This is a genomic window from Clostridium sp., assembly GCF_036639235.1.
Classification (GTDB): Bacteria; Bacillota; Clostridia; order Clostridiales; family Caloramatoraceae; genus Clostridium_AB.
Genome location: NZ_JAVWJB010000022.1, coordinates 1 through 22,735, shown reverse-complemented (window position 1 = coordinate 22,735; position 22,735 = coordinate 1). Strand labels below are relative to the sequence as shown.

25 protein-coding genes are annotated in these 22,735 nt (G+C 30.8%); 16 read left to right on the top strand and 9 right to left on the bottom strand.

Features of this window, described 5'->3' with window-relative positions; translation table 11 throughout:
- Window positions 1–54 precede the first annotated feature (54 nt).
- Window positions 55–1,191: a deaminase domain-containing protein gene (locus RR539_RS06900; protein ID WP_332474080.1), complete on the top strand. Its 1,137-nt coding sequence runs from the start codon at window positions 55–57 to the stop codon at window positions 1,189–1,191.
- On the opposite strand, the gene RR539_RS06895 is transcribed toward RR539_RS06900, so the two are convergent.
- The gene (locus RR539_RS06895) at window positions 1,188–1,379 is read right to left on the bottom strand and encodes a YwbE family protein (RefSeq protein WP_332474079.1); all 192 of its coding nucleotides are present in this window, start codon (window positions 1,377–1,379) and stop codon (window positions 1,188–1,190) included. The two genes, RR539_RS06900 and RR539_RS06895, sit on opposite strands and share 4 nt — an antisense overlap.
- 268 nt (window positions 1,380–1,647) lie before the next feature.
- On the opposite strand from RR539_RS06895, the gene RR539_RS06890 reads away from it, so the two are divergent.
- Window positions 1,648–2,691, top strand: a complete 1,044-nt coding sequence (locus tag RR539_RS06890) for a Fic family protein (protein ID WP_332474078.1) — start codon at window positions 1,648–1,650, stop codon at window positions 2,689–2,691.
- A 57-nt stretch (window positions 2,692–2,748) separates the two neighbouring features.
- On the opposite strand, the gene RR539_RS06885 is transcribed toward RR539_RS06890, so the two are convergent.
- Together RR539_RS06885 and RR539_RS06880 are read right to left on the bottom strand one after the other, a co-directional pair.
- A complete protein-coding gene (locus RR539_RS06885; protein WP_332474077.1) occupies window positions 2,749–3,861 on the bottom strand; it encodes a DUF4179 domain-containing protein in 1,113 nt (370 codons plus the stop codon).
- Window positions 3,854–4,390, bottom strand: a complete 537-nt coding sequence (locus RR539_RS06880; protein WP_332474076.1) for a sigma-70 family RNA polymerase sigma factor — start codon at window positions 4,388–4,390, stop codon at window positions 3,854–3,856. The genes RR539_RS06885 and RR539_RS06880 overlap by 8 nt, the downstream gene beginning before the upstream one ends.
- Window positions 4,391–4,622: 232 nt before the next feature.
- Here RR539_RS06880 and RR539_RS06875 point away from each other — a divergent pair, with 232 nt between their 5' ends.
- From RR539_RS06875 to RR539_RS06835, 9 genes are all read left to right on the top strand, one after another.
- Window positions 4,623–4,937, top strand: a complete 315-nt coding sequence (locus RR539_RS06875; RefSeq protein ID WP_332474075.1) for a PadR family transcriptional regulator — start codon at window positions 4,623–4,625, stop codon at window positions 4,935–4,937.
- On the top strand, window positions 4,938–5,543 hold the full coding sequence (locus RR539_RS06870; RefSeq protein WP_332474074.1) for a DUF1700 domain-containing protein: 606 nt from the start codon (window positions 4,938–4,940) through the stop codon (window positions 5,541–5,543).
- Complete coding sequence (locus tag RR539_RS06865) at window positions 5,543–6,400, top strand: DUF4097 family beta strand repeat-containing protein (protein WP_332474073.1); 858 nt, start codon at window positions 5,543–5,545, stop codon at window positions 6,398–6,400. The genes RR539_RS06870 and RR539_RS06865 overlap by 1 nt, the downstream gene beginning before the upstream one ends.
- A 101-nt stretch (window positions 6,401–6,501) precedes the next feature.
- A complete protein-coding gene (locus RR539_RS06860) occupies window positions 6,502–7,335 on the top strand; it encodes a MerR family transcriptional regulator (RefSeq protein ID WP_442878401.1) in 834 nt (277 codons plus the stop codon).
- A 62-nt stretch (window positions 7,336–7,397) separates the two neighbouring features.
- Window positions 7,398–8,597, top strand: coding sequence for an MFS transporter (locus tag RR539_RS06855; RefSeq protein ID WP_332474071.1), 1,200 nt, complete (start codon window positions 7,398–7,400; stop codon window positions 8,595–8,597).
- A 102-nt stretch (window positions 8,598–8,699) separates the two neighbouring features.
- Complete coding sequence (locus RR539_RS06850) at window positions 8,700–9,581, top strand: ABC transporter ATP-binding protein (protein WP_332474070.1); 882 nt, start codon at window positions 8,700–8,702, stop codon at window positions 9,579–9,581.
- A gap of 2 nt (window positions 9,582–9,583) precedes the next feature.
- Window positions 9,584–10,381: an ABC transporter permease subunit gene (locus tag RR539_RS06845; protein ID WP_332474069.1), complete on the top strand. Its 798-nt coding sequence runs from the start codon at window positions 9,584–9,586 to the stop codon at window positions 10,379–10,381.
- A 176-nt stretch (window positions 10,382–10,557) separates the two neighbouring features.
- The gene (locus RR539_RS06840) at window positions 10,558–11,637 is read left to right on the top strand and encodes a hypothetical protein (RefSeq protein WP_332474068.1); all 1,080 of its coding nucleotides are present in this window, start codon (window positions 10,558–10,560) and stop codon (window positions 11,635–11,637) included.
- A 29-nt stretch (window positions 11,638–11,666) separates the two neighbouring features.
- Window positions 11,667–12,971: a hypothetical protein gene (locus tag RR539_RS06835; RefSeq protein ID WP_332474067.1), complete on the top strand. Its 1,305-nt coding sequence runs from the start codon at window positions 11,667–11,669 to the stop codon at window positions 12,969–12,971.
- 34 nt (window positions 12,972–13,005) lie between these two features.
- On the opposite strand, the gene RR539_RS06830 is transcribed toward RR539_RS06835, so the two are convergent.
- The 3 genes from RR539_RS06830 to RR539_RS06820 form a co-directional block, all read right to left on the bottom strand.
- Window positions 13,006–13,530, bottom strand: a complete 525-nt coding sequence (locus tag RR539_RS06830; protein ID WP_332474434.1) for a nitroreductase family protein — start codon at window positions 13,528–13,530, stop codon at window positions 13,006–13,008.
- Between the two features lie 95 nt (window positions 13,531–13,625).
- On the bottom strand, window positions 13,626–15,299 hold the full coding sequence (locus RR539_RS06825; RefSeq protein WP_332474433.1) for a TIGR03768 family metallophosphoesterase: 1,674 nt from the start codon (window positions 15,297–15,299) through the stop codon (window positions 13,626–13,628).
- A 195-nt stretch (window positions 15,300–15,494) separates the two neighbouring features.
- Window positions 15,495–15,872 carry a pyridoxamine 5'-phosphate oxidase family protein gene (locus tag RR539_RS06820; RefSeq protein WP_332474432.1) on the bottom strand — a complete coding sequence of 126 codons (378 nt, stop codon included), beginning with the start codon at window positions 15,870–15,872 and terminating at the stop codon, window positions 15,495–15,497.
- A gap of 186 nt (window positions 15,873–16,058) precedes the next feature.
- Between RR539_RS06820 and RR539_RS06815 the strand changes: the two genes are divergently transcribed.
- The 3 genes from RR539_RS06815 to RR539_RS06805 all read left to right on the top strand — a co-directional run bounded on the left by RR539_RS06815 (window position 16,059) and on the right by RR539_RS06805 (window position 18,163).
- Window positions 16,059–16,559, top strand: a complete 501-nt coding sequence (locus RR539_RS06815) for an RrF2 family transcriptional regulator (RefSeq protein WP_332474431.1) — start codon at window positions 16,059–16,061, stop codon at window positions 16,557–16,559.
- Window positions 16,560–16,852: 293 nt separating this feature from the next.
- Window positions 16,853–17,296, top strand: a complete 444-nt coding sequence (locus RR539_RS06810; RefSeq protein WP_332474430.1) for an Hsp20/alpha crystallin family protein — start codon at window positions 16,853–16,855, stop codon at window positions 17,294–17,296.
- Between the two features lie 372 nt (window positions 17,297–17,668).
- The gene (locus tag RR539_RS06805; RefSeq protein ID WP_332474429.1) at window positions 17,669–18,163 is read left to right on the top strand and encodes a CarD family transcriptional regulator; all 495 of its coding nucleotides are present in this window, start codon (window positions 17,669–17,671) and stop codon (window positions 18,161–18,163) included.
- 40 nt (window positions 18,164–18,203) lie between these two features.
- On the opposite strand, the gene RR539_RS06800 is transcribed toward RR539_RS06805, so the two are convergent.
- The 3 genes from RR539_RS06800 to RR539_RS06790 all read right to left on the bottom strand — a co-directional run bounded on the left by RR539_RS06800 (window position 18,204) and on the right by RR539_RS06790 (window position 21,335).
- Window positions 18,204–19,052 (bottom strand): HD-GYP domain-containing protein, encoded by an 849-nt coding sequence (locus RR539_RS06800; RefSeq protein WP_332483747.1) that lies wholly within the window; start codon window positions 19,050–19,052, stop codon window positions 18,204–18,206.
- A 174-nt stretch (window positions 19,053–19,226) separates the two neighbouring features.
- Window positions 19,227–20,837, bottom strand: a complete 1,611-nt coding sequence (locus RR539_RS06795; RefSeq protein WP_332474427.1) for a GxGYxYP domain-containing protein — start codon at window positions 20,835–20,837, stop codon at window positions 19,227–19,229.
- A 114-nt stretch (window positions 20,838–20,951) separates the two neighbouring features.
- Window positions 20,952–21,335, bottom strand: a complete 384-nt coding sequence (locus tag RR539_RS06790) for a winged helix-turn-helix transcriptional regulator (protein ID WP_332474426.1) — start codon at window positions 21,333–21,335, stop codon at window positions 20,952–20,954.
- A gap of 199 nt (window positions 21,336–21,534) precedes the next feature.
- Here RR539_RS06790 and RR539_RS06785 point away from each other — a divergent pair, with 199 nt between their 5' ends.
- Together RR539_RS06785 and RR539_RS06780 are read left to right on the top strand one after the other, a co-directional pair.
- Window positions 21,535–22,137 (top strand): FMN-dependent NADH-azoreductase, encoded by a 603-nt coding sequence (locus RR539_RS06785; RefSeq protein ID WP_332474425.1) that lies wholly within the window; start codon window positions 21,535–21,537, stop codon window positions 22,135–22,137.
- Between the two features lie 123 nt (window positions 22,138–22,260).
- Window positions 22,261–22,656 carry a hypothetical protein gene (locus tag RR539_RS06780; protein WP_332474424.1) on the top strand — a complete coding sequence of 132 codons (396 nt, stop codon included), beginning with the start codon at window positions 22,261–22,263 and terminating at the stop codon, window positions 22,654–22,656.
- Window positions 22,657–22,735 lie beyond the last annotated feature (79 nt).

The window sequence follows — 22,735 nt, the reverse complement described above, 5'->3', positions numbered from 1 at the left end:
GTTGTACTATAAAAGTATAGCACAGCTTATTTTTGAATACTATTATTAAAGTATATGAAGGGTAAGAGAGAGTTGGATAGTATACAAGAGAAAATTAAAAGAATAAGTATTAGAGGCTTTAATGATTTTAATAATGAGCTTTTTGGTAAAGGATATAATTTAATATTTAATAATGAAGAAGAGTTTGTTTTAGAGATTTCTAAGGTTTTTCCTGTTAATATAAAGGTTTTAAAATATATTTATAATGATCTTTCCTTAGGGGAGGTTAAGTATAAGGTTTATGATATAGATGAACTTTTTAGTTATATTAGTTCTATTTTAGAGTTTGAAAAGAGTCACAAGGGTCTGTGGAACAAGGTTAATCATATACAAAGACTTGCTATTCATAGGGTTGAGTATGATAGGGTAATGGGTATTCAAGAGGATGTTTCACATATTCTTAATGTAGTAGAAGCCTTATCAGAGAATATATCAAGTACTATTAATGAAGAGGATAAGCTTAGTCTAAAAGAGATAGAAGATGAACTAGATAGGGACTACCTGTTTACTAAGGACATTGAGCTTTTAAAGAAAATACTAACTTTAAGTTCAAGTAAAGTAAGTAGGGAGTATAATAGTGAAAACTTAGTTAACACAGTAATAATTAATATGCCAGATAACATAAGTTTAGATTATGTAAAGCCTATTAAGGGTAGTGTATTACACCAAGAATATGTATATACTAATCTTCCAAGGATTAATAGATTAATAAGAAACCTAGATAAGTATATAACTAATGTAGGTAATGGGATGCATCAAATTAACCAAAGTAGAGCCCTACAGGACACTATAAACATAGCTGCTGCAACATATAATGGACATGAATTTAAAAGCATTAGTGGAAGTAATGAAATAGAAGGTTACTGTATGTCTCCTAAGATTAATAAGGGTGTATTCATAAGTAGAAAGGTTAATAAACTTGGAAAGTTAGGCATTGGATACAATAGAATAAATGATAGTGAAAAGAAAATATTAGAACATATAGATAGTGAGATAGGTCTTGGGAATCTTAATGATTCAGGGGAAATTACATTATACACTAAGTGGAAGCCATGTAAAAGTTGCTATTATGTAATGCATCAATTTATGGAGAAACACCCTAATATTAGAATTAAGGTGAATTACCATAGACAGTACGGTGAAAAGGACTAGAGAATGTTCTTAACACGAACAACAATATTACCCTCAAGCATAACCTTGATTCCATGTGGATGGTTTGGAGAGTTTGTAAGTATTTTAATTACAACACCCTCAGTTAGCTTGCCAGAGCGTTGGTCTTGCTTCTGAACTCCTTGAACCCTTGAGCCGATTTGTATATTTGATCTTATAGTTCCATTCATAATAGTTCTCCTATATATTTATATTATAATTTGGTCAGTATTAATTATTGATAATATATCCTTAAAGGATTAAAGTGTCAAATTATATTTAGACATATGGTGTTTGTAGATTTTACAATAAACCTTATCATTTAGACTTAAATGATAAGGTTTATTGCATTTTAAATATAATAAAAAGTAATTAAATATACTCATTTAGAGTTAAATGAGTATATTTATGATAAAATGATAATAATAAAGAGAGTAAGTAGATTAAGGAGGGGAAAGTATGATTTCATTTCAAAATAATAAGCTGTCTAATATAGCCTTGCCTATGAATATAGTTAGAATGTTAACTGTAATAAATGAATATAAAGGTAAGCAAGACTTATATATAAAACAATCACCTCAGGTACTTAAAACACTTAAAGAAGTAGCAGTAATACAGAGTGCAGAGTCATCTAATAGAATAGAAGGAATATATACATCAAATAAAAGACTTAAAGAGATAATGGACAATAAAATAGAGCCAAGGGATAGAAGTGAAAGTGAAATTGCAGGATATAGGGATGTATTAAGTACAATTCATAGTGATTTCGAAGCTATTCCAATTAGATCATCAGTATTATTACAACTACATAGGGATTTGTATAAGTTTTCATCAGCAAAGGGTGGAGTATACAAAAACTCTAACAATGTTATCGAAGAAATACTGCCAAGTGTAGAAATATATATAAGGTTTAAGCCAGTTGATGCATTCGAAACCCCAGGATATATGGAGGAGCTTTGTAATTTATATAACAAAAATATAAATAATGAAGATGTGGAGCCTTTAGTGTTGATTGGTGCTTTTATTTTGGATTTTCTATGTATTCATCCCTTTAATGATGGGAATGGTAGAATGTCTAGATTAATAACATTACTTCTTTTATATCAAGCTGGGTTTGAGGTAGGTAGATTTATAAGTTTAGAGAAGATTATTGAGGATAGTAAGGACACCTATTATGAATCACTTAATAAATCATCAATGCTTTGGCATGATGGAAAGAATAATTTTTTAATATGGCTTGAGTATTTCCTTGGTGTTATCATAAGAGCTTACAAAGAACTAGAAGAAAGAGTAGGATGTATTGAGTCCACTAGGGGAAGTAAGGGAAATAGGGTAGAAGCTACAATAGAAGGCAAGCTTGGATTTTTCACTAAATCAGATATTAGAAATATATGTCCTGATGTTGGAGATGCAACAATTAATAGGGTTTTTGATAAGCTTAAGTCACAGGGTAAAATAGAACCTACAGGCAAGGGAAGAAATACAAGGTGGAAGAAAATATAATAAATAAACCTTATCATTTATAGTTAAATGATAAGGTTTATTGTGTTTAGTTATAAATTACTTATTAAGGATAACTTCTTTAGTAAAGTTATTATTATCCTTAATAATTATTTTAAGGCTATCTATTTCGTCAAATATAGTAGCAGGGAATGTTTGTGTTATATAGGTTGTGTTATCATCTCTAAGTTCTTGTAGAGCATAGTTAGTTGGAGTATATATATTCTGCTTATTATCAACTAATTTAATTGATTTAAACTTTTTATATAATTCATCATTTTTAGCTTCAGCTTCATTTTTAAATGTATAGGTAATATCTATTCCTGTAGGAAGCATTTTTGCAGAGACTATAGTAATATAGTCCTTATTGTTACTTTGGGTAAATTCTATAGGCTTAGTATTATTAAATTTCTTATCAATAGCAACCTTAAACTCCCATGGACCAGAAATATCAGCTATTAGTTTAAGCCCTGCCTTAGCCATATTATTTTTGTCACCCTCACTTACCTCTGGTAATTTAAAGGATTCTACATTGTTTGAAACTGAAGTTAAAATATCTAGTGAAGATATTGAAACATCAATATTATCTAAATTATTAAGGTTTTTTATATTATCCTGTGAATTATTAGGGTTAAAGGTTGAAACGCTGTTAATAATAATTTCCTGGGTTTCATTATTAACACTATAGTTATAGTTAGTACTAGATAACATAGATTCTAGGATACCCCCTGTATAAGTAAGATTAGGTTTAATGTAAACTATTTCTTTAAATAATTTACTATCTTGAACCTTTATGGAGAAAGTAGTGCAGATTCTATTTGAATCCTTAACTATATTCATAAGCTTAATGTCTACACCGTTTTTACTAACTACCTTACTGTTAACATTTTGAACATGTCCCTTGTTAACTGCCTTTTCATAGCCATAATCTTTGTTAAGATTAAGGTAATTCTTAATAGAGGCTAGAGCGTTATCACCAAAGGCTATCCCTCCTAGAACTGTAAGGGTAACTAATGCTGCAGTTAAACCTGTTTTCCATGATGGTTTTCTTCTCTTATTCTTATTTGATTTAATAGCATTAAAAGCCAGCTCCTTCTTATCTAGAATACTCTTAGGTATATTAACTTCCTTGTTAAGAATATTATCCATGTCTTTATCAAAATTATTATTCATAATTAATACCTCCATATGACTTTTCATTAAGGTAAAGGTCTTTAAGTATAGAGCGACTACGGCTTAATCGACTTTTTATAGTACCTTCTTTTTCGTTAAGTATTTGGGAAATCTCCTTAGTTGTAAATTTATTAACATAGTATAGAACAATTACAGTTCTATAGTCTGGTGATAGACAGTTTAATAGATTATCAAAGTCTAAACATTGTTCAAGATCCATGCTGTATGTTAGATTTGTATCTTCAATTAAATTGTAATCTTCTATATAAACTATTTTTCTATCTTTAACAATGTCATTACATTTGTTAATAAGTATTTTTATTAGCCAAGTATTAAAGTACTTAGGCTCTTTTACTTTTGAAATGTTTGAGTAGGCTGCAATAATAGTTTCTTGAATTGCATCACCTATGGCATCTTCATCATTAAGACGGCTTTTAGCCACCTTATAAATCTTAGTCATAAGACCATCTATAAGCTTGAAAAAGGATTCTTCATCACCTTTAATAGCTTTTTTAATTAATAGTTCCACTGTAATCCTCCTAAAATATGCCGGCATATATGTAAGTGTTTAATTACCTTACACCTATTAGACGTTAAAAGTATATAAAATGGTTGCATAAATTTAGTTTAATATAATTGTTATAATTTGTATTCAAATATAGTATCACTAATATTATATTGACATATAATATTATACGACGTATAGTATTGGTTAAGATATACTATAAAAGATAAATAATTATTTACATGGAGGTGGGAAGGTGGCATTTCAATTAGGAGCAGCACTACTTGATGCTTGTGTTTTAGCTGTTTTATCTAGGGGGGACACCTATGGATATGTGCTAACTCAACAGGTTAGAGAGATTATGAATATATCAGAATCCACTTTATATCCAGTTCTTAGAAGACTACAAAAGGACGAGTGTTTAACTACATATGACATGGCATTTCAAGGTAGAAATAGACGTTATTATCAGATTACAGACTTAGGTAGGAATAAGCTTTCAGAATATCTAGGTGAGTGGGATGAGTATAAGGTTAACGTAGATAGAGTTTTAAAGGGGGAGGAGAACTAGGTGAACAAAAAGCAGTTTATAAGTGATTTAGATAATAGACTTAAAAGATTACCTAAGGAAGAGAAAAGTAATGCTATACAATATTATGAAGAATACTTTGAAGAAGCAGGGTTTGATGATTATTACAATGTTTTATTAGAAGTAGACCATCCAGCTGATATAGCACCACAGCTTCTAGCAGAATATGCTCTTAAGGATGAAGAGGATGCTGGAACTAAAAAGAAAAAGGGACTATCATCTGTTTGGTTCATTGTATTAGCTATTCTTGCAGCCCCTATTGGACTTCCCTTAGCAGTTGCTGTAGTAGCAATTATATTTGCTATTTTAACTGTTATAGGAGCTGTTATATTTGCATTTTCAGCAGTAACAATATCATTAGTAGGTTCAGGAATTTTCACAATAATTATAGGAATAATAACTGCAACAACAGACTTTGCAACAACTCTTTTCTTTGTTGGGGCAGGACTAATGACCATTGGATTAGGAACTTTATTTGGATTAGTGGTTTGGACTCTAGCACCTAAGGCTGTAGGGATTGTGTCTTCAGCAGCTAAGAAAATATTAATTAGGTTTAATAAAAAGAATAGTCAAGGGGTTGAGAAATAGTGTCTACAAAAAAGAAGATTTTAATAGGTGCCTTATCAATACTTGTAGCAGGAGGAATACTTGCATTAGTAGGGTATAGCATGGGGGCAAAGATTAGTGTAAATAATAGTTTTTTCGGTATTAGAATTAACCATAGTGGAGATGCTGATGAATTAGCAAAGGAAAAGGGAATTGTTAAAAGCATTAAGGAATTAGGCAGGTTTACTAATATTAATATTTATGGTCAAACAGGTGACATAGTAGTGAAGTCTGGGGATAAGGGGAAAATAGAATATTATTACAATCCAGAATACAGCAAAATAGAATATAGTTTAAATGAGAACAAGCTAGAAGTTAATCAGAAAAATCTAACCAATAGTAGCTCTAGGAAAAATAAAAACTATATATGTATTACTATCCCAAGGGGAGTTAGCTTAGATGAGGTTGAGGTTAAACTAGATACTGGGGAGGTTAATATAACCGACTTAAATACAAATGAATTTGAGGCTAAGGTTGTAACTGGAGGACTAATAGCTAAGAATATAAATACTAAAAGTGGTGATTTAAGTGTTACAACAGGGGAGATAATTACGGATAATTTTAACTCTGAGGAACTTGAATCAAGAATGATAACAGGAACTACGATTATTAAGGGAAAATTACTTGGAAAAACTGATATAAGCGTTACAACAGGAGAAGCTATAATTGAGACTAGGGAAAGCTTTGATAAGTATGGATATAAGTTTACTTCATTAATAGGAGATGTTAAGCTAAGTAATGGAATTATGGGTAAAAACATTGAAGACCAGGGTAAGTATCCAAACTTTATAAAAGCAAAGGTAACAACAGGATCACTTGATGTTAAATTTAATGACTAATGAAGAAGTAAATGATTATTTTAGAGTAAAATATAGATAAAGTACTAAGTATAGACTATGGAGCAGCTCCATAGTCTATACTTATATATGAGGTGATAAATTTGAAGTTATCAATAGGTGAAGTTAGTAAGTTATGTGGTATAACACCTGATACACTTAGGCATTATGATAAAATTGGGCTTTTAAGGCCTGATGTTAATGAATCAAATGGATATAGATATTATTCATATGAACATTTAGACCTTTTAAGTTTAATTCTTTGGACTAAGGATTTAGGAATTTCCCTTGGGGAGATTAGAGAATTTATAGATCGTGAAAATATAGATGAATATAGTAATTTGATTACCCATCAGCAAAACCTTCTTAAGGAGAAGTTTAAGGCTCTTAAGGTTATAGAAGAAAAACTTAATGCAACTAAGGAAACACTTGATGAAATCAAGGATTTTAATGATAGTGATATAGATAAGAACATTAATTTAAGTGAAGCTAAGTTTACATTCTACGGTATAAGTATAAAAAATGTTATTGAAAACAATAGCTATAGGGAATATGTAAATAAGGCTCAGCACAATGTTACAGATTTAAAAGATGGTGGAGTTTATTATCAATGTAATTTTAAGAAGGGAAAAATGGTTTTTAAGGATGATAGCTATATATTTATTAAGGGGACACCTGAAAATGAAGAAATAGTTAGAGAATACTTTATAAATAAGGGATATGAAACCATTAAAAGAGAGGTTCAAGGTAAGGTGGCATGGCTTAACTTCTATGGTAATGAGGAGGAACTTGATGATTATATCAATAAAAGCATTAATGAATTAACATCTAGGGGTAAGGTATTAAGTGAGGATTTTTACATCAATTATATTCTTTGTCTACCTAGTAAAAATGGTGCTAGTAAATACTATGTAGAAGTAATGTTTATTTTAAAATAGTATTGACCTTGGAGTAACTCTAACCTCTACAATGTGTATTACAGGTAAAAGGAGGTTGAGTAATGACATTATTTAAAAATAAGGTGTTTTTAACTATAATTGCAACAGATATAATTCAACAAATGGCTATATGGATTAGAAATTTAGCTATAATGTTCTTTGTTATGGATGTTACAAACGGAGATCCTCTAGCTATATCAACCTTAAATGTTATAGAATATGTTCCAATGTTTCTACTTACATTTATAGGTGGAATGATTGCAGATAGATATAACCCTAAAAGGATTATGTTACTTGGAGATTCTCTAAGTTTTATATCTTTTGTTATTTTAGGATTCTTTATTTCAAAGGATCATGTATATTTAATATTTATAGCCGTATTAGTATCAGCTATAATAACCCAGTTTTCAATGCCAGCTTCCCAAAAATATTTTAAGGAATATGTAGAGGAGAAGGATGTTGAAACAGCAATAGGAATAGCCCAAATGCTTGGCTCACTATTCTTTGTTATAGGACCTTTCCTAGGATCTTTTTTCTATTTTAATTTTGGAATAGATAAGACTTTAATTATAATATCAGCATTGTTTGTTATATCAATATTATTAATTCTAACACTACCTAACAAGAAGTTTCCTGTTATAGAAAATAGGGGATATTTTAATGATATTAAGCTTACATTTAGATATCTTAAGAAAAAGCCTCAGCTATACACACTTATAAAGGTGTTTTTCATAGTTTCATTTTCTATTGGAATAGCAAATAACCTTGATATATTCCTTGTAACTAGAAGGCTTGGATTAAGTGAAGAATTTTATCAGTTTTTCTCTGGAGTTGCAGGAATTGGTGTAGTTGTTGGAGGAGCACTTTATTTATGGTTATCAAAATACTTTAAAACTATGAAAATAGTATATGTTATGCTATGTATATTTGCAGTAACAGTATTTATTGAAGGGTATTCAACAATACCTACATTAACCATAATTCTTCAATTTATAGATAATGTAATTGGGGGACTTTTAAGTGGGTTTATAATGGCTTATATAACCAAGGCTACAGATCAGGAATATCTAGGTAAGGTTAATGGATTAACATCAACACTTATGTATATGGGTATGATGGGTGGAATAGTGTCTTCAGGATTTATTATGAAGGAGTATTCTATTGTAGCTGCATTTGGGGTTGCGAGTATAGCCTTTATAATAGCATCTATTGTTTCCTTTGTAGGATTTAGGGCTCAAAAAAGAGATGTTTCAAATATGTAATATAGTAGGGTAGTACAAATTTTTGTATTACCCTATTCTTATTTTGGAATATAATAGAATTAGTATTAAGGAAAAGATAAAAAGTAAAGGAGGGAATAGACCTTGGAGGTTATTAATATTACAAACTTAACTAAGGATTATGGAAATAGTCGAGGTGTTTTTAATGTTTCATTTAGTGTTAACAAAGGGGAGATTTTAGGATTTCTAGGACCTAATGGAGCAGGTAAGACAACAGCTATACGTCATTTAATGGGGTTTATTAAACCAGATAGTGGAAGTGTTAGTATTAACGGAATGGACTGTTTTAAGGATGCACATAGGGTTCAAGAGGGACTTGGATACTTACCTGGAGAAATAGCATTTATGGATGATATGACAGGAGACGAGTTTATTAGGTTTGTTGGAGAAATGAAGGGTTTAAGTGACTTTTCATATGCAGAGGAGCTTAAAGAGTTTTTTGAAATTGACCCTAGAGGTAAGATAAAGAAGATGTCTAAGGGAATGAAACAAAAGATAGGAATTATATGTGCTTTTATGGGGGACCCTGATATTCTTATTCTTGATGAGCCAACAAGTGGACTAGACCCTTTAATGCAAAATAAGTTTGTAGAACTTGTTTTAGATGCAAGGGACAGGGGGAAGACCATACTTATGTCATCCCATATATTTGAGGAAATTGAGCACACCTGTGATAGGGTGGTTATTATTAAAGAGGGGAATATTATAGCAGTTGAAAATATGGAGGATATTAAAAAGACTAAGAATAGAGTCTTTAATATTATCTTTGAAAGTGAAGAAGAGGCTATAGAGTTTAGTAAGGAATATGAAGGTGCAGCTGTTAAGAAGAATAATGTGAGAATAAGCATTTCTAGTGATGTGGATAGATTTATTAAGAGTCTTTCAAGGTATGCTGTTCGAGATATAAACATTCAATCACAGTCATTAGAAGAATTGTTCCTACATTATTATGGAGGTGGCAAGTAATTATGAATATGACGCTTTTTAAAAGGGAGATTAAGTCTAACTATAAAATGCTCCTAATATTCTTAGCTATTGTAACAATGTATTCAACCATGATTGTTGCAATGTTTGATCCAAAGCTTGGAGAAAGCTTAGATATGATGGCACAAAGTATGCCACAATTATTTTCTGCCTTTGGTATGGCGAAACCTGCTACAACATTAATAGGATTTATCTCTAGCTACCTATATGGATTTATATTAATTGTTATACCTCTGATTTTTATTATTATATTATGTAATAAACTTATAGCTAGATATGTTGATAAAGGGTCAATGGCATACCTAATTGCAACTCCAAATAAGCGTAGAAATATAGTTGTAACCCAGGCTGCAGTTTCTATGATAAGTATATTTTGTATTGTTTTATATGCAGCTCTAATCTGTATAACAACGGGGGAAATCATGTTCCCAGGAGAAATGGATATATTAAAGTTTATACTAATAAACATAGGATTATATGGACTATTATTTTTCTTTGGAGGAGTGTGTTTTCTATCTTCATGTGTATTTAATGACTCAAGACTATCAAGTGGTGTAGGAGGAGGAATATGTGTATTCTTTGTTTTACTTCAAATGATATCCCAAGTAGGCGATAAATTTGAGTTTTTAAAATATATTACTCCTTTAACATTATTCCAGCCTGATAAGTTAGCACTAGGAGAAGGAAGTGCTATAGGTATGGTTTCTATTCTTTATGGAACTGGACTAGCTTTATATATTATTGGAATAGGAGTATTTACTAAAAAGGATCTTTCGTTATAAATTATTTAAGCCATAATATGTGAGGCAATATAAACTTCATATACTATGGCTTTTATTTTTAAATAGAGTATATCAATAGTGAAAATTATAATAATAGTTAAAAATAATATTTACATACATAAATGTAAAAAAATACTAAAATTATACGATAAGTAAAAGAAGAAAGGAGTGATAAAATGATAAAAGATATTAAAAGGAATTTTAAAATTATTATTTTGCTTATGTGTATTTGCTTATTTTTTGTAGGAATAGATGCAACTAAAGCAGCAGAAGTAGTAGAGGCATCTTATAATGTTCAGACCACAAGTATTGAAAAGCATTTAGAGGAGAATTCTCTAAAAGTTAAAAATTTAGCTGATAGTAAAGCTAGTAAGGAAATAAAAAGTATTAAACTAACAAGGTCACAAGTAATGATAAGTAGTCCAGTTTTATATGAGAATGAGTCTTTAACGGCACAGGATCCAAGTGACTTTAGGTTTTTTGATGTTACTAGTAATAGAACTATGGTAATGAATATGACTTCAACAAACCCTAATTATGTGGCACAATTAGGAATTGTTGACTGGCAAAATGGTACATTTACAGGTACAAATGTATATGTATTTTCAGGACAAGAAATTAAATTAAATAATTTGCCAGCAGGTAGTTATGGAATAAGAATATTTTCCAATAACAATACAGTAGGACAAAGCTATACTATAAGAATGAACGCTTTAAATCCAGGTGGAGATGGTTCTACTATTATACAAAAATCAAGTTCTTTAAGATATATTGTAATGCAATATATAAATAAGGATATATTTGCAAATGGTAAGTTTGTTGCTAACTTAAGTAGAAGTAATCCAGAATTAAAGTGGACAAGAGAATTCTATTTCCCAACAGGTGGAGGATATACAAGTCGTAAACATGATATAGATGAAGCTAGGGTAAAGTCAGTATCAGCACCTGTTTCATATAAGTCATCATATGCAAGTTCTAATAATGCTATTTTAGTATACCTAGAAAGGGATACACTATTTACTTATTTTGAGTCAGCCTACCAATCAGGAGTAAGTACAGCATATTATAACTCGTTTATTGATACATTAGGTAAGAAAACGCCAAGACGTTTAGATGTTGATGATATGACAAATAATGGGGACCATATACTTGTAGTTGATTTAGATTCTGGTAAGCCTATAGACTTTTTCAGTGTTTTAAATTACTACTATGCAAGTGGAGTTGAACCAATACCTACGATAAACTTCTTAAACTAGAACTATAATTTTATATAGGGGGAGAGGGCTTGGTAATTAATGTAGAAACCACAAATAGGATATATGATTCTAGCTTTAAGGTAGAAAAGAGTGAGGCTTTAAGTAAGAGTCAGCCTATGAAGGAAATTGAATATGACCCGAAAGGTATGTCATCATATGAACAAACAGTTATTCGTAATCAAGTTAACTGTGGAGTAATTGACTTAAAGACTAATGAGTTCATTAATAATGTAGAGAAAAATGGTATAAGCAAAGATATTAACTGGGGCTCTTTAAAACTGGACTTATATAATATTAATCCAGGAGGGTTAGAGGGTAATAACTTTAACAAAAACATAGAGTTTCTATCATCTAAGTATGTTGTTTTAAAGGAGCAGATAAACAGGGACTTTAAAGGTGATGAACTAATGGTTCAAATGGAAAAGTTGGATAGTTTATTTGAGGGCGCAGTTGAAAGACTATCAAACTCTATAGCAGATCAGGTTGGAGCATTCTTTGATAAGAATGGATCAAGTGGAGATAGAGACAAGGTATATACTAGTGTTAAGGCAATATATAGTGCTGAAGTAGATGGTTTTTCAAGATATATAAGTAATAACAGTGATTATGCTAATATACAAAACACTAAGGATAAGTGGCTTGAAAGAGATAGTTACTATATGGCATCAAAGCTAAGGGAATCCTGTAATCAGCCTAATGTAGAAGAGGTTAAAGGTAGCTATAGTAAGAGTGAAGTTTCACTTATGGCAACATTTGTAGACACTCTTAAAAAGGGAGTATCTAATGGTTCTGGGTTTGCACCTAGTGAAGAGTCAATTGGACTTCAGATGGGCCTAGCATCAATTAAAACATCTATATTACTTGAAAGTAATAATCTAAGCAAAGATATAACTAGTAAAATTAAACTAGCTCAAAGTAATTATTTTAATAGTGTTTTAGATGAATATGATAAAAGATACGAAGAAGCTAAAAAAATGCCAGGAAGCTTAAAGGAATACTCAAAGGTGAATAGGGAAGCTGTGTACAATGTGAGTAAGTTTATTATAGACAAGTATTCTACTAACAATGATGTAGTATCAGTAATGGTTCAGGGAATAGACTATGCTACCCAGCAATATAACCTTAAAAGGGAAAACCCATTATATAATCACCTTAACAAATACAAATACTGTGAAGAGTTTTTTAGGGATATGAACTTAACAGGAGTAGACAGATTTAATAGACCAATAGGAACAAAGGATGAAATTATTAATCAATGGAACAGGTTTATATCTGAACCTAATGTTAAAAATAAATATATCATAAAAGAAAATACTATTAATCAATTAAGATAAGAATTAAAGCTACCTCAAAAAGGTAGCTTTTGTTTTAGTTAGTATATGTATTGTGGTGAAATTTGTTATAAAGTAGGTCCTCGTCAGTGTAGGCCTTTTTTGTTTCATCAGGATATCCAACTGTAATAATAGCTTCTACAGCATAGTTATCTGGAATGTTTAAAAGGTTTCTAACATAATCTTCAGAGGAAATATCTTCACTATGATTTCTCTCTCTAATCTGTACCCAGCATGAGCCAAGGTCCATTGAATGGGCAGTTAGGTGAAGAATAGCAGATGCAATTGAGGCATCCTCAATCCATACATCACAACATTCCCTATCTGCTATAACAACAAAGCAAAGGGGAGCAAGCTCTACAAATTTGCTTCCATGTTCCTTTGATTTTGCAAGGTCCTTAATTAGGCTAGGCTCTGTAACAGTTATAAACTCCCATGGTCTTTTACTTCTAGATGATGGAGAAAGTAGGGCTGCCTTAATTAGTGTATCTATTTTCTCCTGTTCAATAGGCTTATCCCTATATCTTCTTATACTTCTTCTAGTTCTTAATAAATCTAACATAGAAACACTCCTTATCTTTTTAAGTAATTATAACATTTTTTTAAGTAATACATGTTTTTTATGACAGAGTGTTAACTTTGACAACAGCCTGATAATCAAAAATTAAACTTAAGAGGAACTATAAGTTCAGCATTATAGGCTCCACTTGGTTTATAATCTAGCTCGTAGTCAAATATCTGGTACGCTGCAACTGCATAATGTCTAGATGTTATAGGTACATCTCCCTCAGCAAATGCAGGGTCTACATTAGTTGCAACAATAGAGATGGTTCCAAGGTTGTTTTGATATATATCAATGGTTCTAAATTGCTGTGGAAAGTCCCTAAGGGAGGAGGTTTCTATTTGCCAGAATCCAAGCTCTGGTTTATTAGGATTTGGTGACTTAAAGGGTGTAACAGTATTCATATGCCTGTGACCTGCAAGCCACAAAATTAGGTTTGGATAGGTATGAAGCTTTTCTATTAAATCACCTTGGTTAACATAGGAGTTAAAGTACCAGCCCATTTTTTCAACACCTATAGGTACATGTGCAGCTATAATCATTAGCTGATTGTTTGCTTGTCCTTCATCAAGTTCCTTTATAAGCCAATCATAGCGTTTTTTATCAAGACTACCATTTGCATATCCACCAATATTTAAATCGCTTTCAAGCTGAGTATTATCTAATACTATTACTTTTAGGGGAAGGTTAGGTTTTGGATTAAAGCTATAGCAAGCAAAATTATTATTAATATTCTCCTCAGTAAATCCATGTCCCTTAGGGCTTGAAGAGGTATTCATAAATTCACTCATCCATTCTTTTTTTGTTAATGAACGTCTTTTAGGGTCGGAGGGGGTTGTAGGTGTAGATGAAAAGTTATTAGCATTTCCAACGCCAAATACATTACCCTCCTGGGTTTTACCATCAATACTGCCCATATAATGTGTATGACTAGTATTAATGCCTAAGGGGTTAACTACTTTAAATATATTTGAGTTAGTAAAATTATCTTTTAAAGGGAAAATTACAGGAATAACACCTTTAAAAAACTGATCATGGTTACCTATAACCTGATACCAAGGTATATTTTTATCTAATCCACAGGCCATATACATATCTTGATAATCATTATGGGGACCTTCAATAGGATCATCTTTAATTCCTGAATCAGGGTTGATGTCCCCTCCGTCTAACACATCTATATACCATCTAAGTTCATTGTATTGGGTATTATCTATAGCATCTCCTAGTGACAATAGAAAATCAAAGGGATTTTCCTTGTGTAGGCAGTTTATGGTCTGAATAGCCCCATCAAGTACATGTGTAGTATATAAGATTACAGGTGAATAGGCAGCATGATTACCTCCCATATAACCAAATAATATTGCTTGCATAGGAGATTCTTTATCGGTTATGTGTATGTCAGTAATAACTGGAAAGCTTACTAGTCTCCTGTTATTAATAATATAATTGTGATTACTATCTACAGGCAAAAGGTCTTTTCTAGTTATGTAGTGAAGACCCTTAGAATATTCATAGTTACCATACCCATATTGTTTATATTTTAAAACCTCATATGGATAGATTTTTACTTTTTCATTAGGAATTGGAACTATAGTCCTAGCATATGATGTTACTACATATGGTGAAATTTTATATCCTTGTAAATTAGAATCTTTGTTGTTACTAAAATTAAAGTGATCTCTTTCTTTGGATAGGTAATTATTATTGCAATTTTTAACTTTTAACTCTAAATAAGAACTTAAATTATTAGTAGACCTATATGGCATTACCCCTACTCCTTTTAGGTATTATTATTAATTTATGAGGAATTTTACATAGATATGCGATAGATAGTGAATAAAATAGAATAAGATAAAGTTAGTTAACATATAAATTTACATAGATTAAAAAAAGCAGACCATAGAATCATTCTGTGGTCTGCTTTTATTGAATATATACTGTTTAACTTGAATTATTATATTTTAAAGTGTTTGAATTACATCTGTTATATCTATTTTTAAAATAGCACGAATCCATTCAAATTCTGACTTCATTTTGTTAAACATTTCACCTTCAGAGAGTATTTCACCTGTTCCTGAGACTATAACACCAGTTCCCTGCATCATCTTTCCTTGAAGCTCACGGTTTGAAATAGATATTAAAACCTTAGGGTTTTTCTTTAAATTGTTTTCAGTATTCATCATGCCTGCTACAGGAATATATAGTGCAGAATCACCAACTAATCTAACGTAGCTAAGCCATGTGTTTGCTATATGTGTATTGTCATTATAACTTGTAACAATTGATACTCCAGAATCTAGTGGATGATTTAAAATTTCTCTAAGCTTTTGTGTATTCATAAAATACCTCCAATTAAATATATTATAGATAAGTGATATCTACAATATTTATAATAATATTTAAAATGCTTAGTGTCAATATTGAAATAAATGGTATTATATATGGTATTATGTTATTCAAAAAAATTTTTTTATAGTATAATTAATAATGTTTTAATTAATAAATTACATTAAAGGAGATTTAATATGCAATTTAGCGTAGGTGTAGAATATAGTTTGCATTGCCTTCTTTATTTAGTTAGTCAGCCATCAGGTGAATCAATAGCTATTAAGGACTTAGCAAGATTCCAAGGAATATCAGAATCTTATTTATCTAAGGCGTTTACGAAATTAAGTAAGGCAGGCATTATAAGGTCAACTCCTGGGGTAAAAGGGGGATATGAACTTGCAAAGAACCCTGAGGATATAAGTTTTTGGGATGTTATAGTAGCAATTGAAGGGTCATCATATCTTTTCCAATGTACAGGAATTTTAAGAAATATAATAATATATGAACCAAGGGATGATTCAAGAGATTGTCCATGTTTGATTAAAAATATTATGCATGAGGCAGAAGAAAAAATGAGAGAGCACTTAAAAAATCAGTCTCTAAGTGATTTATATACATCAGTTCAAGGAGTTACTACTAAAAAATATCAGGAAGATCTTAAGGATTGGTTTATAAAGGCTAGAGAAACTAGAAAATAACATATATATGTGAAAAGTTAAATATAGAATAAATTTCAAGTTGTATTTCTAATGTTTATTATATGAAGTATGACCATAAAAGCCGAACACATGGTATAGGATCTATGGGTTTGGCTTTTTTTACTTTGTGGGGTGATTAATATGATTATATAATATTATGTGCTTACAAAAAATATAATTTAAAGGTGTTGACTAGTAAATTTAATTATGGTATATATTAATTAAGATTTAGCACTCACTAATAAAGAGTGCTAACAAAATAAAATATATTAAATTAAAAGGAGTGGTTGATCATGGCAGGAATGATTTCATTTAGAAGAGGTAACGGTTTAATGAATACTGGATTTGGAGACTTCCATAGTATGTTTGACGACTTTTTTGCAGATAGTTTTCAACTAGGAAGAAGTTTAAAAGTCGATACTTTTAAGTTAGACATACAAGATACAGATAATAAATATATTGTGGAAGCAGAGATGCCAGGAGTTGATAAGAGCAAGGTTCAGTTATCATTAAATAACGAAACGCTTAATATTTCAGTTTATAATGAAGAAGAAAGCGAAGAGGGTAAGGATAACAAGAAGTATATCCACAGAGAAAGAACAATGACTTCAATGACAAGAAAGATATACCTACCAAACTCAGAGGGGGAAGGTATTAAGGCTAAAATGGAGAATGGAATACTTCAGATAACAGTACCTAAGAAGATTAACAATTCTAAGAATATAGAAATAGAATAATATAACAGGGATAGCTAGAAAGTTGAAACTAGCTATCCCTTAACTTTATAGTTTTAAAACTATAAGGACAGTATTTTAAATACAATTATTATATATTAAAACTGATTTATAAGAGTATGGAACTGAAATTTCCAGGTATAATAGAGATGTTGGGTTTAAATAATGACTAAATTTAAATAAAGACTATTTATTCAATTTATTGGAATATATTTAGGTATATTTATGGACTTTTATTCATTTTCATTATGAATTTAACAAATTTACTGTAAAACCTGTTATTAAAGGGGAATTTAGTTTACTAAACTATCTAGGAGTGTTAATATTAAAGGAGTCAATAAATTTAAAAATGTAAAGTAATGAGGAGAATGTAGTATGTTTAATAAAGGTGATTTAATTATCTACTCATCTCATGGTATTTGTTGCATTGATAGTATTTGTGATATTGATGTTTTAGGTGAGTCGAAGAAGTACTATATACTACATCCTATTGAAAATGCTAAGCTAAAGATAAGTATACCTGTGGATAGTAAAAAGGTTTTAATGAAAGAATTAGTTACAGAAAGTGAAGCTAAAGATATTTTTGAAAGTTTCTCAGGAGATGGGATAGAATGGATTGAAGCTTCAAGTTATAGAAACAAGGTTTATTCTGATATACTGAAAAACGGCGGAAGAGATCAGATTAGTGGATTACTTAATACCCTTCTTAGAAGAGAACAAGTTGCTATAAGTGACGGTAAGGTATTCAATGAAAGGGATAGTAAATTAATCAAATCAATTAAGAGCGTGCTATTTAAAGAAATGGCTTTAGCACTTGATATTTCCTACGAACAGGTTGAACAGAAAGTTAATAATATAATGTTTTCATAAATGCCAAAGAGGTAATAGGTTTTCTATTACCTCTTTTTACTTATTCAAATGCAGCTTTTAGTACCTTTACATATTCATATGGATATTTTGAAGTATTACTTATCATAGATTCTATAATTATATTTGTATCTTTTCCCTTAAGGGAGTAGGTTTGTAAATCAAAAATATCTGATAGCATTACAATTTTAGCCTCTTTAATGATCTGCTTATCTTTAAATCTATTAGGGTATCCACTGCCATCTATTAGTTCATGATGTTGAAGTATTATTTTCTTGCTTAATTCAGGGATTCCACTATCAAGAACAATGCTATACCCCATTTCACAGTGGCGTTTAAGAATTTCTTCATCATATTCTGTTAATGAATTTTTTTGCTTTGAAATAATTGACTTAGGAACAAGCATCATACCAATATCATGTAGTAGAGATCCAACAATAATAGAGTCTATACTATCCATAGAAAAGCCTAGTTTAGTTGCTAAATAGGATGATATTATAGCAACGTTAATGCTATGAGAGTAGTACCAGGGTAGGGCGTTATAGAATGACTTTAAGTATATATGCCAGCTACTGTTTTTTCCATTGAAAATAGCTTTTTCAACATTTTTAGTTGTCTCAATATAAGTAGTATCTGTAAAGCTTATTCTTTCTAAAATACTATTTTCCTTAAGCATTTCATTTCCTACACGCTTCATTTCCTGGGTTTCTTTACTATGGGGAGTAATCTTAGTTGCCCTAGATTCATTTGCTATTTCTTTAAAGTCAATTCCCATTTTTACTAGCCTATCAATGGTTTTGTCATCTAAAATTATTTTAGTACCCTTAGCTATAACAAGACCACCATATTTATTATAAATATTATCCTTCATAATAAATACATTATCACCCATTATAATACCTCCTTCATATAGTTATAGAGGTTATATTTATTAATAGAAATAAAATCATATTAAAACTTATATAACATAATATATAAATTATCTATTAGTGTTAATAAATAAAAAATAAACCTAGGTAATAAATTGCAAAATACAGTTAATACCTAGGTTTAGTATTTATATTAATTATTTATGGGGCACATTATCCTTTATAAGATTCATAAAATTATCTGGTGTTACAACTCTAACCTTAGGATTTTCTTGAAGTCGAGTTACTAAATTACTTATGTTATCCATAGTATTGCTCCAGGCGTGTACATAAATAAATGTATATGAGTCGGGGTCATTAATTCTTGTATGACCATCTTGAATGCTCCTATTAATATCACTTATAATGTTGGATTCACTTTCAAGTCCCCACCATAAATTATGGCGGCAACTAACCACTGGCTTGTTATTTGACCAAACTATTTCTCCCTTATATTTATTGTGTATATAGTAGTTTAAGTATAGAATTCCTTGAATATTAGGTTGAATAGTGTAGTTATCCCATAGTTTAGTATTATTAAATGATTCATTATCAAGTATAAGAACATTTTTAAGGTCAGATTCACCCATAAAGTCGGATAGCATCTTAGTGTAGCTCTTTAATTCGTTTTTAGGGTAGCTACTAGGGAAAATATAACCATTACCTGATGGGGAAACTACAAAATTATCATTAAACTTACCTGAGGAAGAATGTTGGTAGTACATTTTAAAAACAGTAGGGGCAAGATAGAATAGGGATGGGTTTGTAGACCAGCCCATATTAAATTTGCCCTTATATCTAGAGCCGAAATAGTTCTTAGAGTCAAAATTACTTCCAAGCATCCATTGCTGGTTGTCGCCATCAGACATAATAACAGTTACATAGTGAACTCCATTCTCTCCCTTAGTAGCATCCTTATTATTTTGTGTTAAGCAATTAGATTGAAAGCTACTTAGTGCAGATAAGTTATAGGACCAGTCAGCAGCAATAATATCTACACCATGTCTAGAGGCAGCAATTACGTTGTTGTGTTCATCAGGTCCCCAGCCAAGGCAATGGGAATTAGGTTCCATTGAACTAAATATAGCATCTCTTAGTGAAGTATCCTTAGCATCATCCTCATAATAAATAAGAGACTTTGAGGATATTGCATAGTCTCTAAGGGACATAGGCTTATTTGGGTTAATTTGAAGTACAGTAGAGTGATTAAGTCCCTTGTTCCATAGATTTTCAAAGGCCCATTTAGAGTCTGTATTTCTGCAATCTCCAAGTGACTTAGTGATTCCAGAGGACTTAACCCTATCCTCAATTGCCTCCTCAACAACTATTGCATTTTTAAGGGAGGCAAGGCTACAGGCATTGTTAATTGAAGGGGGATTAAAGCTAGTATATAGTACATAGCCACTAACTGAATCCTTAAACTTCCATAAGAGTGTCCATGGGTCACTAACCATTTCATAGTCTATATTATAGTTCTTCTTAAGATCCTTAAGCCAAACCATATAGTCGGGCTGGGTATTAATAAGAATATAAATTTGCTCCTTAGACTTAGTTGAAAGTATTCCCTGAAGTGTAGTAATCATAGTCTGTTCAGCCTTAGTCATCTTGTAGTCTTCTATAACATAAAACTTACTGGGAGTTTTAGTATTCTTAATAAAATTACCTGTTGATGTAGTAGGTTTAATAGCAAGTGCCCTAGGTGCAAATGCTGTAAATAAAACTGTTACAAGAATAAGTGCTAGAACAGTTAACTTAAAATATTTCTTCATTTGTATAGCCTCCAAAGTGTTTAATCATATTATAGTCTTTACAATTAGAAGAAAATATATAAGAAAAATAAAAGCCTAATAATCAAAAAAATTGACTATTAGACTAGTTAAAATCTATTCGATGTTATCTGGTTCCTTAAATGTTTTTGAGTATTTAGCACCAAATTCAAACATGTTGTCTAGCATAGGGGATAGTAAAGTTCCAAGTTCTGTTAAGCTATACTCTACCTTAGGTGGAACCTGAGGATATACTTTTCGAGATATAATACCATCTGCCTCTAAGCTTCTAAGTTGGTTAGTAAGCATTTTGTGTGTAACATTAGGTAGCTTCCTTTTAATGTCGCTAAACCTAAGTGCTCCACCTCTTAAATACCATAGAATAAGAATTTTCCATTTACCTGATATTAATTTATATGCTGTATTCATAGGACAGTTATCATATTGGGGACAGTTCTCTCTATTGTGGCAACTATCGTGAAATGAAGGGTTTTTATCCATTGTAACCTCCTAGAATTAATAAGGATTTTTATGATTAAATTATAACATTACCAATATTTCATAACAAGTCGGTATACTTTTTGATACCTAATATATAAAAAGTGCCTTCTTGTAAATATATACAGGTGTATTATCATATTCTATAGAGAAGAATTTTACCCCCTAGGGGTAAGATTTATAGTTTAAGGAGATGATATTAATGGGAAAAGTATTATATATAAAGGCTAATCCAAAGCCACAGGGATATTCAAGAACATGTAAGGTTTCAGATACATTTATAGAAGAATATAAGAAAAACAATCCAGGAGATGAGGTTATAACAATTGATCTATATAAGGAGCAAATAGATTTTCTAAGAGAAGAGGATTTAAAAGCACTATTTGGACCTAAGACAGAAGAAAGTAAAAATCATCCAGTACTAAAGTATGCATATCAATTTGCAGATGCTGATAAGTATATTGTTGCAGCTCCAATGTGGAATCTTGGAAACCCAGCAATACTAAAGGCTTATATAGACTATGTAAGTGTTATGGGAATTACATTTAAGTATGGAGAAAATGGACCAGTAGGACTATGTAGCGGTAAGAAGGCTCTTTTCGTAGCAGGTAGAGGAGGAGACTATACAAGTGAATTTACTGCTCCATTTGAAATGGGTGAGAAATATATAAGAACAGTATTTGCTTTCTTTGGAGTATGTGACTTTACTGTTATTCCAGTTGAGAACTTGGATTCAGGAAATAACAGTGAAGAAATAGTTAAAGAAGCATGTGTGGTAGCAGTAGAAATTGCTAAAAAGTTTTAATATATAGGGTCAATATGAATACTTAATCAATATTATATTATAGAGGAAAATTTATCACTATATAGTATTGGAGGAAGTTTGTTATGGACAAGGTTACAGATTTTACTATAGGAAATTTGCTAGATGAAAGTTTATGTTGATTGTGCTGATCTTATAATATGCAAAAGCGGATTTATAGCAAGACCTAAGTGTATTAATATAGTATACTTTACCATAAAAATAGGAAATTACGGTCCATGTGAAGCAAAGGATGTTACTCTATATGATTGTATTCCTTGTATAGTTAAGAATCCAAGGTTTTCCCTAGATGATGGTGAAAGCTGGAATAGGTGGTGTGGAAAGTGTAGACTAGGTAATCTTCCACCATGTAAACACTTTAATATACTTATTAGAGGCGTAGTGCCTAATTGCTGCAATGAAGTAGTTAATATAGCAGAAGTAACATCTTTAACCTATGACCCCAGTCTAAACAACAATATAGTAACAACTGTGGCGTATCCTAAATGTAAAAATAAATAAAAAGAGACATTCTTTAATAGTATTCTGAAGTGCTCCCTGTCAAGTAGACAGTGGAAATAATAAAAGTGTCTTAATAGCC